Raw genomic sequence first — 15369 nt, forward strand, 5'->3', positions numbered from 1 at the left:
CAAAGAGGCTCTAAAAAGGATTTTTATGACCTTTGGTTTCTCATGAAAAGACATAATTGGAGTTTAAAGTATGTAATAGAGTTAGCTAAAACTAAATATCCAACCTTATCTATCGGTGTTATTTTAAAAAGTATTATCTATTTTGAAGATGCTGAAAAGGAGTCTTATGAAGATATAGACAAAAATTGGTCTAAAATAAAGGAGTTTTTCGTAGGGGAGGAGAAGAGATTGGTGACAAGTATTTAAAATTAGAATTATAATTAATAACGATGAGGAACGAGGCTGATACACGGGCTACCTTAATAGAACCGAAATTAAAATCTGCTGGCTGGCTTGATACCCAAATAAAACGAGAATATTACTATCAAAAAGATTATATATACACACCTGGTAGAATTATCCTTGTTGGTGATAGGATTAAACGAGGAGAAGGACGTAGGGTTGATTATCTTTTAAGAATAACTGAGTCATTTCCTATAGCTGTTGTCGAAGCGAAACCAGAATCTGAACCCGCAGAATCTGGACTGGAACAAGCCAAACGGTATGCTAAGGATTTAGGTTTAGTCTTTGCTTACTCTACTAACGGACATGAGATTATAGAATTTGATTTCTTTATAAATTCAAGTCGGAAGCTTGAAAGCTTTCCATCTCCTCAAGAATTATTACACCGTTGGTTGCTAAATGTAGGCATAGACCGCGACATGTTTAAAATTTCGGAATCTCAGTCTAGCTATATATTTGATAAATATTCAAACCCTCTGCTCCATCCTTATTGTCCTGAAAATATTTGCGGTAAACGTCCCTTTTATTTTCAAGAAGTAGCTATAAGAGAAGTTATAAAACGAATAATGTTAGGGCAAAAGAGGATACATTTGACTATGGCTACAGGCACCGGTAAAACCTTTGTTGCTTTCCAAATTGTTTGGAAGCTTATAAAGTCAGGCTGGTTACAACGTCAACATCCAGACCGTCCTCCAAGAATTTTATTCCTTGCGGATCGCATTGTTCTTAGAGATCAAACATATAACACCTTTTCGCCCTTTGCGGATGGCAGAAATGAACCACGTTGTAAAATTGAGGGGCATCCTCCTAATTTGACAAAAGATCTATACTTTGGAATATACCAAACCCTCTGGAGCCCCGACGATAATGGGATTAGACTTTTTCAAAAGTTTCCTAAAGATTTTTTCGATTTAGTAATCATAGATGAGTGCCATCGTTCAGGATGGGGCACTTGGAAAGAAATATTAGATCATTTCAGCTCATCTATTCATTTAGGCATGACAGCTACTCCGAGGCAGGACGAAAATATTGACACCTATGCATATTTTTGTGCGGAAGAAACGGAAGTGTATATAGACCCAGAAAAACCCGAACTCGGAAAATGGCGCCCCCCTGCCTATCAGTATAGTTTAGGGCAAGGAATTGAGGATGGATTTCTTGCTACCTATAAAGTTCATCGTGTTAGAACTACTATAGATTTAACAGGTTTGCGTCTTGAGGATGCAATGGAACAGGGTGCAGAGGTTTTTATTCCTGAAGATGTAGAACCTCGGGAAATTTATACCACTCCACAATTTGAGAGGGAGATAACTCTCCCGGATCGAACAAAAGCAATGGTTAAGCATTTAGCGGGATTGCTTAGGAAGTTCGGAAAAATGGAAAAAACTATGGTTTTTTGCGTTGATATGGAGCATGCTCGTTTGGTGGCGCGCCTCTTGCAAGACGAATTCGGACCGGAGACTGGCTTATCAGATTATGCCGTCCCTATTATTTCTGAAGAGGGAGAAGAAGCAAGAAAGGCTCTCGAAGCTTTTGCCGATTCTGACAAAACCAGTCCTGTCGTTGCTACTACCGCTGAATTGCTTTCTACAGGTGTTGATGTGCCTTCCTGTAGGAATATCGTTTTCATGAAGACCATTTCATCACCTATTCTTTTCAAACAGATAATTGGACGGGGCAGTAGAATAGACCCCACAACGGGAAAATACTGGTTTCGTATAATTGATTATACAGGAGCTACAAGGCTTTTTGATGAATGGGATAGACCTCCATTACCACCTCCTGAACCAATTAAAGGTCCCTTAACTGCAAAGCTTGCTGGAAAGGTCTTTCATGTAAATACTGGGGAGTTGATAGTTGGCGCTCGAGTAAGCGTAAGAATTGGACCTAATAATCAAATTGGTCCTATTTTAACCAACGAAAACGGTGAATTTTATTTTGAAAAACTACCAGCTGGGCGCTTACAATTAATTGTTGACGCAAGCAAGTTTATTGGTCGGACTATCAATGTGGAAACTATTCCGGATGAGCTTATTTGGATAGATGTGCCTTTAAAGCCTGAAAAACAAAGAGGGGGTAAGATAAAGGTTGAAGGGCTTGAGGTTAGCATTGCAGATGAAGCGGTGTTTGTGATAGAAGCAACGGGTCAACAGTTAACCTTGGAGGAATACAAGGATTATACTCGGCGTTTTATATTAGATTCTACTCCTACCATTAATACTTTTAAAGAGGTTTGGGTTGACCCCGAGAGGCGTCGTGCTTTCATTAACGAACTACGAAAAAGAAGTATTCATCCTGAAGTATTAGCAGAGGTTTTAGGTTGTCCCGAAGCTGATACCTTTGACCTTCTTGCCCATATCGCCTTTGGTGAGCCTCTTAGAACCAGAAGTGAAAGAGTAACGGCTTTTAAAAATAGAGAGCAGAAGTTTATTCAAAGCTTTAGCGAGCTTGCAAGAAAAGTGATTTTAGAACTCTTAGAAAAATACAGAGTTGGAGGCATCGAGCAGTTAGACCCAGCCATATTCGGAGTATCGCCTTTTAGAGAATGGGGAGGAGCTATTAAAATTAGCCAATGGTTTGGCGGAATAGATGCTCTAAGGAATGCACTTTTAAAAGTTCAAAAGAAAATTTATATAGAAGAACCTTTATCGTAAAATAAAAGGAGGACCAGATGAATGGACAAACTCGGGAAACTCTTGCTAATGAGATCTGGAGAGCCTGCGATATCCTCCGTAGTGATAATAATTGCACTGGTGCCATGGAATACATTGAGCACTTATCTTGGCTTCTTTTTCTCAAGTTTCTTGATGCTCAAGAAGAGGAATGGGAAGCACAAGCCAAGCTCGCAGGAAGAACATATGAACGGATTTTAGACGGAGACTTACGCTGGAGTGCCTGGGCAACCAAAGATTGGCCTGCCGATAAGCTTCTTGAGTTTGTCCACGGAAGACTTATCCCCTATTTGCAAAGTCTTGGAGGAGACCCTTTAAGGGATACTATACGGAGTATTTTTGCTGAACGCAATGTTATAGTTTGTGCCTCTGGATATAATCTCAAGGAAGTGCTTCAAATTATTGATAAAATAGACTTTCACAACCAGGATGACATTTTCACTGTCTCTCAGGTGTATGAAGAACTTTTACGGCGGCTTGGCAATGAGAACCAGCTTGCTGGAGAGTTTTACACACCCCGTCCAGTTGTTCGCTTTGTGGTGGAAGTTGTTGACCCAAAAATTGGAGAAACTGTCTACGACCCAGCTTGCGGAAGTTGTGGCTTTTTAGTGCAAGCTTATCTATGGATGAAAAGATACGAAAAAACCTTGGAAGACCATAAAATCCTTCAGGAGCGCACCTTTTACGGGCAGGAAAAGAAGCCTATTCCTGCCCTACTTGGTTTAATGAACATGGTTTTGCATGGTATAACCGCTCCTCGAGTAATTAGAAAAAATACCTTAGAAGAAAATATCCGTAATCCTTCTGAGCGTTATGATGTTATCCTTACCAATCCTCCTTTTGGAGGAAAGGAAGGAAAGCATATTCAGTCAAATTTCCCTATTAAATCTTCAAGGACAGAGCTTCTTTTCTTACAACATATTATGAAAAAGCTTAAACCAAAAGATGGGGCTCGCTGCGGGATGGTTGTCCCGGAAGGAACGCTTTTTAGCGGAGGAGCCTTTGCTTCTGTTAAAAAAGAACTTTTAGAACAATTCAACCTTCACACTATAGTTAGTCTTCCTCCAGGAACTTTTGCTCCTTATTCAAATGATGTTAAGACCGCTCTAATCTTCTTTGAACGACCTGGACCCACGAAGGAGATTTGGTATTATGAACTACCTTTACCAGAGGGATTAAAAAAATTTAACAAAACTAATCCTATCAAGGATGAGCATTTTAATGAAGCTCGGGAGCTTTATAAAGCTTGGTTAGCTTATCGTAAAGGCGAAGGACCACGTGAAGCTTGCCTCTCAGAACGCTCATGGATAGTCTCTGTTGAAGAAATCAAGGCTAAAGGGTATGACCTTAGCGCAAGAAATCCAAACAGAAAAGAAGCTGTAGACTTGCCATCTCCTGTTGAAATTCTCTCAAGCTTATTAGAAAGGGAAAGAGAGATTTTAGATACTCTTGATGAGCTTAATGAGATTTTGGGGAATAATTACAAGTAAGGAGAATTGGCATGATTGAAGGACCATATAAACTTCCAAAAGGCTGGCATTGGGTGAGGCTAGGGGAAGTGTGTATTATTAATCCAAGGCGCCCTCGCATATTTCGAGAGCCAAACAGACCAATTTCATTTATTCCTATGTCAGCTATTGATGAGGAAACTGGAACAATTACCGCCCCCGAGGTACGCCCATTTAAGGAACTTAGCAAAGGCTATACTTACTTTGAAGAAAATGATATTCTTTTTGCTAAGATTACTCCTTGTATGGAAAATGGGAAAGTAGCTATTGCACGAGGTTTAACTGATCGAATTGGATTTGGGTCAACAGAATTTCATGTTTTACGTCCTAAATCAAGTGTACTTTCTGAATGGATATGGTTATTTATTAGAAGAAAACAGTTTCGTGAAGATGCAAAAAAATTTTTCCGAGGCGGAGTAGGTCAACAAAGAGTACCGCAAGAATTTCTTGAACATTATCCAATCCCACTCCCACCCCTTGATGAGCAAAAACGAATTGTAGCGCGTGTTGAAGAGCTGATGAGTAGAATAAAAGAAGTCAAAAAGTTAAGAGAAGAAACAAAAAAACAGACCGAACTCCTTTGGCAATCAGTCCTTGCAGAAACTTTTCCACAACCTGGGGCACAACTTCCAAATGGTTGGCGTTGGGTTAAGCTGGGAGAGATTTGTATCTATAATTCAGGTATTTGGGGACCTGAAGCTTCTGATCAAAATGAAGGATTTCCAATCGTTCGTTCAACTGAAATAGATGGTTTTTTAATAAAGCCTTCCTCTGCGTCCGTTAGATTGGTCCCTAAAACCAAATATAAATATTATAAACTCGAAACTGGGGATATACTTGTGAACAAATCCAGTGGAAGTCCTCATTTAGTAGGTTGGTCAGCAATTTTTGAGGATCCAAATGATGGAAGAATTTACTTGTTTTCTAATTTTATGTTACGCTTGAGAGTTAATAAAACTATCATTGAACCTTGGTTTTTGTTATTTTATTTACATAATCCTATATCACGTTCTTTATATTTGAAGGCACAGGATACGACATCCGGACTTCGCAATCTACGAGTTAAAGAGTTTTTATCATTACTCATCCCCCTTCCACCTCTTGAGGAACAAAAACGCATAGCTAATTACTTACAGGAAGTGCATGAAAAGATACAAGAGCTTAAAGAAGTTCAAGCCAGAACAGAAGAAGAAATCAAACTTTTAGAACAATCTATCTTAGAAAAAGCCTTCCGCGGCGAACTGTAGACTAAAGTAAAGTGAAAAAAGAAAAAGATTTATTTGGAAATATTATTGAACGTAAAGTAACATATTGGGTTTTTCATGATGAAAGCATTCCAAGTAAAAGATGGTTTATAATTGGATTACTTTTCGTAAAAGCAGAATATTTACAAAAGGTAGAACAAGCACTTAACTACTTGGTAGAAAAAGAAAATTATAAAGGTGAAATTCATTTTTCACGCTTACCTAAAAAATTTCAAGGAGAATATGGACCAAAGGCGCGCATAGCACTAAATTGGCTTAAGGCTTTTGAAGAAGGACTTTCTGATTATGCAAAATTTAGTGCTTTAGCAGTTGATCGTTTCTCTCCAGCTTATGATTATTCAAGATTCACTAAAGAATATCATGCTTACAATAGATTTACAGCAATGGCATTAAAGGGAGCAATTGCATGGCTACTTGGTCCAGAAAATTTAGATAAACTTTCTATAGTTTTTGTATCTGATGCAAAATTCCGAATGAGTCGTCCTGAAGAAGGATGGATTGATAACTTTGAGAAATATATTCCTTATCGCGCTCAATTAGATTCATATCTAAGTCGTTTGGAAGGTAAGAAATATCCTTTTGTTAAAATTGAAAAATTAGAAACAGAAGATTCTTCAAGAAACATTTTACTTCAATTTTGTGATATCCTATTAGGCGCAACGCAAATGGCAATAGTAGCTGGATCTACTAAAGAAACTAAAATAAAACTTGGTAAAATGATTGTTAAATAGCATAAAGATTTATTTCTCCCCCCATGGGAACAAACTTTTAATTTACAAAGAAAATTCCATTTATGGGCTTTTCCTGATAAAAATGGAGCTCCATATACTAACATTGATTTTGCTCTAAAAAAAATAATGATGGACAATTAAATCTACTTTTTTAGAATGCTCTCACTATGAGCTTATTTAGAAAGGTACTAATTATTCACATTGATTCCGTAAGACTACCCACCCTCTCATTCACAAACCGACTAAAACTCTCTAACATCTTTTCTCTTAAGTCTTCGGGTTTTTGAGAGAAAAGAGGTGCGAAAGAGGGGTCAAGGGTTTTTCCTGCCTTCTCGGCTCGCTCAATAAGCTCAGAACTTTTGCTCGGTTTTATAGCCTCTGTCCGAACAAAAAAGTTAACAAGCCGAACAAACCTCTTCCTATCTCCCTCGCTAACCTCCTTCTTCTCCTCAACAGCCTCCTCAAAGGTCATGCAAAGCTTCTTCAACTCATCAAGCAAAGGAATCTGAACCTGCTTCTGCACAATCTCTTCCAAAAGATGAAATTCATGGGATAGCTGGTCATACTTTGCGTTAGAAAAATCGCGATGAAGAACCATCTCCCTAAACCAAAAGGAAAACTCTTTGCGCAAAAGGTCAACAAGATGCATAAAATCAAACCGCTCTCGAAGAGAATCTAAAAGCTCTTCAATGGGCTCAAGCTTGTAGAGAAGAGGTCTTTGAAAGATATGAAGAAGCGCTATGGCAAAAATAAGGGGCTTAAAGTTTATCTGCTTATCCCCAACGATTATGACTTCCTCTGCCTCGTAATCCCTCTCGTAAGCCTTAAAGATGTTTTCTAACCAGTTGAGAGTATAGAGTTCCACGCTTCCCTCAGGCTTTTTCTTAGCATACTAACCGTCGGAACTTTCACGAGCATGCCCTGCTCATCAATAAAGAACCTTCAACTAAAACCACCCATCTCAAGGGGCTGAAAGGTTTCTCCGTTTATGATTATGGTTGGAGAACCTTTAAACCCCCTCTTCTCAGCATCAACTGGGTCTAAAACCTCGATCTTTAGCTCAGCGGGGATCACTTCCATCTCAAGAGCTTCCTTCAAATTTCTTTCTACCTGCTCCTTTGTAGGACAATTCGGAGCAAAGTAGACCTCAACTTTTAGCCTTTTATCCTCCATGGAGCACCTCCTCTAAGGCTTCAGATAACTTTTCTTTTAAGCTTTCCTCATCAATCTTCTCAAGAAGGGTCCCTTGAGCAAGCTCAGGTCTTCCCCCGCCTTTAAGACCAATCTTCTTTGAGAGGGCAAGAAAGATATCCTTGGCTGAAACCTTTGAGCTTAAATCTTTTGTTACCATGCAGATGGCTTGGATCTTTCCATCCTTTTCTGAGGCTAAAAAGATAACCCCTGAGCCAAGCTTTTGTTTTATAAAGTCTCCGCACTCCCTAAGCTCATCCATCTTTTCCACGGGCACATACCCAACAAAGAGCGAGATTTCTCCAACCTTTACCACAGAAGAAAGCTTCCTTGCCAACTCATCCCTTAAGTTTCCTCCCTTCCACCTCTTTAACTCTGCCTTAAGGTCTTCCATCTCCTTTAGGAGTTGCTCAACCCTCTTTTCCAGGTCCTGAGGGGATGTCTTAAGAAGGATTGTTAATCTTTCAAGCCTATCCTCAAGGTCTCTCACATACTGGTAAGCAAGGTCACCGCAGATGGCGGTAATCCTTCTTACTCCGCTTGCTACCGAGCCTTCGCTAATGACCTTGAAAAACCCGATATCTCCAGTTCTCTTAACATGCGTTCCTCCGCAGAATTCGCAAGAAACATCGTTAATCCTTACAACCCGCACGATGTCGCCATACTTTTCCTCAAAAAAGGCAAGAGCTCCTAACTTTTCTGCCTCCTCACGGGGCATCCACTTCGTCTCAACCTCATAGTTTTCAAGGATCCAGCGGTTAACGAGGTCCTCGACCTTCTTTAGCTCTTCCGGCTTTAGGGCTGAAAAATGGGTAAAGTCAAAGCGAAGCCTTCCCTCTTCAACCAAGGAACCATACTGCCTCACATGAGAGCCAAGCACTTGCCTTAGGGCAGAATGCAAAAGATGCGTTGCGGTATGATGCCTCATGATGCGCCTTCTTCTTTCAACATCTACCTTTAGCTCAACCTCATCGCCGACCTCAATCCTTCCTTCAAGGAGTTTTATCCGGTGAATGATAAGCTCTGATGCTTTTTCTGCATCCACAACTTGGGCTTTTCCTTTTTCTCCCACTACCAGCCCAACATCAGCAACCTGCCCACCACCTTCAGGATAAAAGGGAGTCTTATCCACAACGAGGATATCATCTATGAGGGCAAGGACCTTAGCCTTTGTGGAGAATTCTTCGTAGCCTACAAACTCTGTCTTCACTCCTTGGGAGATAAGCTCTTTTATGGCAGGGGGCAAGGTCTCTAAGGCTCCCTTCCAGGTTTGCCTGCTTTTCTCCCTTGCCTCTTCCCTAAGTCTTTCAAAGCCTTCAAGGTCTAAGCTAAACCCAAGGGGGAGCACATAGTCCCGCACTAAATCGTAAGGGAAGCCATAGGTATCGTAAAGCTTGAAAAGAAGCTCGGCGGGAATAGTCTGTGCTCCCTTTTCTTTCAATCTTTCAACCTCTTCTGCTAAGACTTCAAGTCCAGTGTTTAAGGTCTCTAAAAAGCGTTCTTCTTCATGCTTTAGCACCTTCTCAATCAAGGGGGCATTTTCTTTAATTTCAGGATAGATGTCTCCATACTCTTCTATAAGAGGTGGCAAAAGCTTGTAAAGGAAGGGCTCGTTTAGACCGAGGAGCTTTCCAAAGCGTTCAGCTCTACGGATAATCCTCCGAAGGACATAGCCACGCCCCTCGTTTGAGGGGATGATGCCCTCTGCGATGATGAAGGCTGAGGCTCTAAAATGGTCTGCGATCACTCGGAAGGCAACCTCAGTGTCCCCCACCATGTCATCCTGAGCCCCCTTTCTGTCATCCCGAGCGAAGCGAGGGACCCCCTCCTTAAGAGCTTTGCTCTCTTTATAAGCTACTCCAGAGAGCTCAGAAATTTTTTGCATGAGCCCGGCAAAAAGGTCGGTGTCAAAGTTTGTTGGAACTCCTTGGACGACAGCGGTTATCCTTTCAAGCCCAATTCCCGTGTCTATGCAGGGCTTTGGAAGGGGGATAAGCTTTCCATCCTTTGTCCTTTCATACTGCATAAAGACAAGGTTCCAGACTTCTAAAAAGCGGTCGCAATCGCAACCAGGCTGGCAATCGGGCTTTTTCCTAAGACAAAACCTTCATCGTGAAGCTTCTCAGCAATAGCTTTATCTAAAAGACGGTAAATCAAGCCCTGAAGTATTTCATTGTAATGAAGAGGTAGAAGCAAATTTTTGGTAAATGAAAAAGTTAAACTTAATCTCATTTTTGCAAACAAATTAACACTTTAAAAAATTTTATATAATAAAATCTTTATAAAAGTCAAATGTTTTTTATAATACCCTAATTTGCCGATAGAGAATAAAAGAAAAAATTTTTCTGTAATCTTTAAACTTAAAAAATTTTCATAAAACATATTTCTCCCATAAACTTCTATCGACAAATTAAGGTCAATTATTTTTTATAAACATTACGAAAATTATATCTACACAGATTGAAAGCTCATAACCTGAAAATTTAGCAAAACCTAACCTCACTGGATAAAAATTATAACTATGATAAATTAAAAAGTTATATAATCAGATTTAAGCGGGGAGACTTAAAATGTTGAAAAAATTGTTTTGGATAGTATTTTTTATCATCCTGTTTTTAGGAGGTTTTAGTATGCCAGGAGAAGCTAAAAAATCTGATTACATAGTAGACAAGGTGGTAGAAAAAAAACTTGCAAACGGGCTTACGGTACTTTTTTATCCCTATGAAAGAGAAGACGTGGTAACTGTTAAGCTTTGTGTTAAAGTCGGTAGTGCTTATGAAAATGAAAAACAGGCAGGGATTACCCATCTTATAGAACACATGATCTTTAAAGGCACCGAATCCAAAAAGCCAGAGGATATCGTAGGTGAAATCGAAGCCCTTGGTGGCTACATGAACGCCTTTACCTCTTTTGATTATACCTGTTATTACACAACCGGCCCAACCAAGATCTTAGAAAAATCCTTAGATATACTTTCTGACATAGTGTTTCATCCTTATTTTGACCCTAAAGAGTTAGAAAGAGAAAAAGAAGTAGTGGTTGAAGAGATGAAAATGAGGCTTGACAATCCTCATGTAGTGCTTTTTGAAGAGGTTATGAAGGCCTCTTATCAAAAGTATCCTTACAGACGTCCTATCATCGGTTATGAAGAAACCGTAAGGTCTTTTAAAAGAGAAGATCTTTTGTCCTTTATCAACCAGTTTTATACTCCGGAAAATATGCTGCTTTCAGTGGTAGGAAAGATTCCTCAGGATGAGCTCTTTTCTCTAATAAATAAATACTTTACCAACCTTCCCAAACGAAAGTTAAAAAAAGTGAAATTCCCTGAAGAACCCTTTACAGAAAAACCAAAGTTAGTCTGGGTAGAAAGGCCGGTTAAAGAAGGATACTTTGTGTTTACTTTACCTGGAGCCTCTTTTAGGGAAGAAGACGCACCTCTCTTAGACCTGCTTGTACAGGCCTTAGGAGGAGGAGAATCTTCCAGACTTTACGTAAGATTAAAAAGGGAATTAAACTTAGTAAAGACTATCTCTATGTCTGCTTTTTCTCCAGTAGGACCTGGTTTGATAGAAATCTATGGCACCGCAGACCCAGAAAAGTTTAAAGACATAGTCTCTCATCTGATAAACGAGCTTGAAGAAATCAAAAATTTAGGTATTACTGAAGAAGAGTTACAGAAAGCTAAAGTACAGCTACTTTCTGATTTTGTGTTTGATGCAGAAACCTCTGATGGTCTTTCAAGCACCCTTTCGTCTTTTCAACTAAAAAGAGGAAATTATAGGGACATCCTGTGGTATAAAAACAAGATAGAGCAAGCAACGGTTGAAGACCTAAAAAAGGTAGCGAAAAAGTACTTTAATTTTGATAAACTGGTAGGTGGTTTTCTGTCTGAAAAAAGGCTTTTTGATGAAGAAGATTTTAAAAAATTGATCTCTGTAAAAAAAGATTCTCCTGTTAAATTCTTTACCTTAGAAAATAAACTAAAGGTCATCGTCTATCCTCAGAAGGATTTACCCACCGTAGGAATCACCTTAGCCTTTCCAGGAGGTTTGAGGTTTGAGAACCCTCAAACTAATGGACTTTTTCAAGCATTAACCCTTCTTTGGACAAGAGGAACTCAAAAATACTCTGCAGAGGAAATTGCCTCTAAGCTTGAGGCCTTAGGTGCTACCATAAAAGGTTTTTCTGGAAGAAATACCTTTGGGTTAAAAGCACTCTCCCTTTCTTCTAACTTTGACCAAACCTTAGAGCTTTTTAAGGAAATCTTGCTAACCCCTACTTTTAAAGAAGAGGAGTGTGAAAAAGCTCGACCTGAACTTATTTCTATGATTTTTATGCAAGAAGACAATCCTATAAGCTTAGCGGTTAATCAGTTTTTAAAAATTCTCTTTCCTGATCATCCATATGGGTTAAACATAGCAGGTGACTTAAATTTTTATCAAAACTTTAAAGCCGAAGACCTAAGACAGGCTTATCAAAAATTCGTTACTCCTGAAAAGGCCGTATTAACCGTGGTAGGGGACGTAGACCCCTTTATCCTAAAACAAAAACTCGAATCCTATCTAAAGGACTGGAAAGCCTCAAAGGTAAGAGTTAAAGAAGAAGAAGAAGAAGAAGAACCTAAACTCCCTTCTCAGAAGACCCAAAAAATAAAAAAAGAAACCTTCCAGAACCAAATTTTACTTGGATTTCAAACCCCTGGTCTTAATTCAAAGGAAAAACTGGTATTAGAAATCTTAAGCAGTGCTCTTTCAGGCCAAGACGGAAGGCTATTTAGGATTTTAAGAGATGAACGCTCCCTTGCCTATAGCGTTACCTCATTTACGGTGTTTTATCCTAAAAAATCTGCCTTTGTGCTTTACATAGGTTGTTCTCCGGAAAAAGAAGAGGCTGCGATAGCAGGTTTTTGGGAAATTTTGGAAGAAATTTCCCAAAAAGGGTTAACCTCAGAAGAGATAGAAAGGGCTAAAAACAGACTTTTAGGTAAACTTAAACTTGGCTTACAAAGCAACCTTACAAAAGCCGAAGACATGGCAGTAAATGAGGTCTTAAACCTTGGATGGGACTATAGCCAAAAGTACGAAAACATGTTACAATCTATCAAGCAAGAAGACATCCAAAAGTTTATAAAAACCTACCTAAAAAAAGACAACGCGGTGCTTTTTATTTTAGGAAAATAAAATTTTTAGAATTTATAAATGGAAATAAACTTTATAACTGAAAACGAAGAAGAAACCATAAAATTAGGCCGAAGGATTGCCAAGCTTTTAAAGCCCGGAGACTTAATCCTTCTTTATGGAGACCTAGGTTGTGGAAAAACCACCTTTGTAAAAGGGGTTGCAGAAGGTTTATTGGTAGACCCAGAGGTTTATGTAACCAGTCCTACCTTTTCTTTAATCAATGTGTATGAAGGAAAATATACTATCTACCACGTCGACCTTTACCGTTTAGAACATATAGAGTTAGAAGAGTTAGGACTTCATGAATTTTTAAATGAAGGTATTGTGATCATTGAATGGGCTGACCGCCTTAACGATTCATTAAAAGAAGATTTTTTAGAAGTTTATTTTAAATATCTGGACCTCACAAAAAGAAAGATAACCTTTATCGGTTACGGAGAATGGCAAGAGCTCCTAAGAGAACTGGATAAGGATGAGTTATCAACTTGATAGGAAAACGCTCTAAAAGAAAATCCATCTTAGGATTGTTAAAATAACCTGTTAAAAACTTATCTAAAAAATTATTTTTTGCCAAAAACTCTTTCAATCCTGCTATCAAACCACCTGTGAGATAAATGCCTCCTTCTGGCAAAAAAGTAAGGGCTAATTCTGAGGTCTTTCTTCCTAAAAGTTCTAACATCGTCTCAACTATCTTTAGAGCCTTTTCTTCTCCCTTTTTAGCAAGATTAAAAATTTCTTCAGGGGATAAAGTTTGGTTGAAATAAAACTGATACCACAGAGAAACAGCTTTTCCTGACAAAGCTTTTTCCCAGCACTTTTCTTCGTTTAGAGTTCCCAAGTATTCTAAAAAAGCATATTCTTCTTTTTTTAAAGGGCAAAAAGGAGTATGTCCGTTTTCTGAAGGTAGAACTATACCTTCATCTATTAATACTGAAATACCTAAACCTGTACCTGGTGCCAAAAACACCCGGGGGAACTTCTTTTTAGTTTTTCCCTTTTTTAAAGTTTTTAGGTCTTTATTAGACAAAAAAGAAGAACCCAGAGCTAACCCATAAAGGTCGTTTACCAAGAAAACTTCTTTAAAGTTAAACTTTTTCTTTAAATCATTTACAGAAATTTCCCATCCCAAGTTGGTCAATCTGGCTTTATCTTCAAAAACTGGCCCAGCAACCGCTAAATAAATCTTTTCCGGTAGTTTTTCAAGAAAACCTTCCGAAAAATAACTTTGAATTATACTGTATAGATTTTGATGTTCTTTAGTTTTATAAACCTTGATGTTAAAAAACTTCTGATCTTTTAATATCCCTATCCTGGAATTAGTACCTCCTATGTCAGCTATCAACATTTTTTAAGATTGGTATAAAAACTACCCCCTTTACTTCTTGGTCTTTTTAACGTTTTCATAATAAGCGTTAAATTTATCTATCAATTTATCAGTATAATCAACCTTGGGTGCTACATAATATATTCCTGGTTGATTTTTTTCTAAAACAAGGTCGATACCTTCTTTTTGTACAAACTCTTTAAGCAACCCTTCTAACTCTTTAAAAACCGGGTCAAGAAGTTGTTTTTCATATTCTTGCATCTCATACTGTGCGTCTTCTTGAAGGCTTTTAAGTTCTCTTAACAGCTTTTGATACTCAGCTTGTTTTTTTTCTCTTGCCTCTTGAGAAAGAAGAGCACCCTTTTTTTCTAATTCTTCTTTAATTGTATCTAATTCTTTAGCCTTTGCTTGAACTTTTAAAGAAAGTTCTTCATATTTCTTTTGCAACTTTTGAATAATTTCTTCGCCGTACTTGGATTTATTAATCACTTTTTTGATGTCTATAACCCCTATTTTTAAACTGGGCTCAGCCTTGGCCTCATTAAAAAAACCAAAACCTAAAAAAAAGACCAAAAACATACTAATAAAAAACCTTTTCATAAAAACCTCCTATTTTAATTTAATTTATTATTAATTATCACAAAATCAACTCTTCTGTTGATAGCCCAACATGTTTCGTTAGAACACTTAGCTAAGGGTCTTTCTTCTCCAAAACTGATGGTGTTAATCCTTTCTTCATCTATTCCTAATTTAGTAAGCACTTTTTTTACCTCTTGAGCTCTTTTAGCACCTAAAGCCATGTTGTATTCGTTGGTACCTCTTTCATCACAGTTTCCCTGTAACTCAACCTTCAAATCTTTGTGCTCAAGAAGGTATTTAACGTTATGTTTGATAGGTTCCCACATATCTTCTTTTATGGAATAATCGTCATAATCAAAAAAAACTGCCTTAAGAGGAGGGGTGCTTCTTCCATAAACTTTCCATCTTTCCCAGTCTTCTTTTTCTGAATCTTTGAATTCTTCAGGAGAGAAAACCTGGTTCTGTTCTACTTCTGAAGGAGCTTTAGGCTGAGAGACAGAAGTTGTAGACTCTTTCTGAGATTGATAAACAGGAACTTGAGATTCTCCAACTATAGGAGGAACTTCCTTTTTTGCGCATCCAGAAAATAAAAGTATAACACCTATTAAAAGCCTCCACCATCTAACCATAGATCTCT

The 15369-nt window shown here is 38.3% G+C and carries 11 protein-coding genes and 2 pseudogenes; 7 read left to right on the forward strand and 6 right to left on the reverse strand.

Going from position 1 to position 15369, the window contains the following annotated elements; genetic code table 11:
* The 5 genes and pseudogenes from H529_RS11730 to H529_RS0107655 all read left to right on the forward strand — a co-directional run.
* Window positions 1–246, forward strand: a pseudogene (locus H529_RS11730) (hypothetical protein); the annotation flags it as partial.
* Between the two features lie 23 nt (window positions 247–269).
* Window positions 270–2936: an EcoAI/FtnUII family type I restriction enzme subunit R gene (hsdR, locus tag H529_RS0107640; RefSeq protein WP_022855934.1), complete on the forward strand. Its 2667-nt coding sequence runs from the start codon at window positions 270–272 to the stop codon at window positions 2934–2936.
* A 17-nt stretch (window positions 2937–2953) separates the two neighbouring features.
* Window positions 2954–4444, forward strand: a complete 1491-nt coding sequence (locus tag H529_RS0107645) for a type I restriction-modification system subunit M (RefSeq protein WP_022855935.1) — start codon at window positions 2954–2956, stop codon at window positions 4442–4444.
* Window positions 4445–4455: 11 nt separating this feature from the next.
* The gene (locus tag H529_RS10595) at window positions 4456–5709 is read left to right on the forward strand and encodes a restriction endonuclease subunit S (protein WP_022855936.1); all 1254 of its coding nucleotides are present in this window, start codon (window positions 4456–4458) and stop codon (window positions 5707–5709) included.
* Between the two features lie 11 nt (window positions 5710–5720).
* Complete coding sequence (locus H529_RS0107655) at window positions 5721–6458, forward strand: DUF3800 domain-containing protein (protein WP_022855937.1); 738 nt, start codon at window positions 5721–5723, stop codon at window positions 6456–6458.
* 196 nt (window positions 6459–6654) lie between these two features.
* Here H529_RS0107655 and H529_RS0107660 read toward each other — a convergent pair whose 3' ends face one another.
* The 3 genes and pseudogenes from H529_RS0107660 to alaS form a co-directional block, all read right to left on the reverse strand.
* The gene (locus H529_RS0107660; protein ID WP_022855938.1) at window positions 6655–7323 is read right to left on the reverse strand and encodes a hypothetical protein; all 669 of its coding nucleotides are present in this window, start codon (window positions 7321–7323) and stop codon (window positions 6655–6657) included.
* A 77-nt stretch (window positions 7324–7400) separates the two neighbouring features.
* Window positions 7401–7631, reverse strand: a complete 231-nt coding sequence (locus H529_RS0107665; protein WP_028843128.1) for a thioredoxin family protein — start codon at window positions 7629–7631, stop codon at window positions 7401–7403.
* Window positions 7621–9717: pseudogene (gene alaS, locus H529_RS11010) on the reverse strand (alanine--tRNA ligase); the annotation flags it as partial. The pseudogene alaS and the gene H529_RS0107665, both read right to left, overlap by 11 nt.
* Window positions 9718–10219: 502 nt before the next feature.
* Here alaS and H529_RS0107680 point away from each other — a divergent pair.
* Complete coding sequence (locus H529_RS0107680) at window positions 10220–12829, forward strand: M16 family metallopeptidase (RefSeq protein ID WP_022855940.1); 2610 nt, start codon at window positions 10220–10222, stop codon at window positions 12827–12829.
* A gap of 18 nt (window positions 12830–12847) precedes the next feature.
* A complete protein-coding gene (gene tsaE / locus H529_RS0107685) occupies window positions 12848–13318 on the forward strand; it encodes a tRNA (adenosine(37)-N6)-threonylcarbamoyltransferase complex ATPase subunit type 1 TsaE (RefSeq protein ID WP_022855941.1) in 471 nt (156 codons plus the stop codon).
* On the opposite strand, the gene H529_RS0107690 is transcribed toward tsaE, so the two are convergent.
* From H529_RS0107690 to pal, 3 genes are read right to left on the reverse strand one after another with little or no spacing between them, the layout of a single operon-like run.
* Window positions 13254–14174 (reverse strand): glucokinase, encoded by a 921-nt coding sequence (locus tag H529_RS0107690; protein ID WP_022855942.1) that lies wholly within the window; start codon window positions 14172–14174, stop codon window positions 13254–13256. The two genes, tsaE and H529_RS0107690, sit on opposite strands and share 65 nt — an antisense overlap.
* Before the next feature lie 30 nt (window positions 14175–14204).
* Window positions 14205–14753: an OmpH/Skp family outer membrane protein gene (locus H529_RS0107695; RefSeq protein WP_022855943.1), complete on the reverse strand. Its 549-nt coding sequence runs from the start codon at window positions 14751–14753 to the stop codon at window positions 14205–14207.
* Between the two features lie 14 nt (window positions 14754–14767).
* Window positions 14768–15361, reverse strand: coding sequence for a peptidoglycan-associated lipoprotein Pal (gene pal / locus H529_RS11300; RefSeq protein WP_022855944.1), 594 nt, complete (start codon window positions 15359–15361; stop codon window positions 14768–14770).
* Window positions 15362–15369: the final 8 nt, after the last annotated feature.

Origin of the sequence: Thermodesulfobacterium thermophilum DSM 1276, from assembly GCF_000421605.1 — a bacterium.
GTDB classification, from domain to species: domain Bacteria; phylum Desulfobacterota; class Thermodesulfobacteria; order Thermodesulfobacteriales; family Thermodesulfobacteriaceae; genus Thermodesulfobacterium; species Thermodesulfobacterium thermophilum.

Bases quoted from the DNA above. Each gene is read 5' to 3' on its own strand.
- hsdR (WP_022855934.1), top strand. From the start codon at position 270: ATGAGGAACGAGGCTGATACACGGGCTACCTTAATAGAACCGAAATTA.
- H529_RS0107645 (WP_022855935.1), top strand. From the start codon at position 2,954: ATGAATGGACAAACTCGGGAAACTCTTGCTAATGAGATCTGGAGAGCC.
- H529_RS10595 (WP_022855936.1), top strand. From the start codon at position 4,456: ATGATTGAAGGACCATATAAACTTCCAAAAGGCTGGCATTGGGTGAGG.
- H529_RS0107665 (WP_028843128.1), bottom strand. From the start codon at position 7,631: ATGGAGGATAAAAGGCTAAAAGTTGAGGTCTACTTTGCTCCGAATTGT.
- H529_RS0107680 (WP_022855940.1), top strand. From the start codon at position 10,220: ATGTTGAAAAAATTGTTTTGGATAGTATTTTTTATCATCCTGTTTTTA.
- tsaE (WP_022855941.1), top strand. From the start codon at position 12,848: ATGGAAATAAACTTTATAACTGAAAACGAAGAAGAAACCATAAAATTA.
- H529_RS0107690 (WP_022855942.1), bottom strand. From the start codon at position 14,174: ATGTTGATAGCTGACATAGGAGGTACTAATTCCAGGATAGGGATATTA.
- H529_RS0107695 (WP_022855943.1), bottom strand. From the start codon at position 14,753: ATGAAAAGGTTTTTTATTAGTATGTTTTTGGTCTTTTTTTTAGGTTTT.
- pal (WP_022855944.1), bottom strand. From the start codon at position 15,361: ATGGTTAGATGGTGGAGGCTTTTAATAGGTGTTATACTTTTATTTTCT.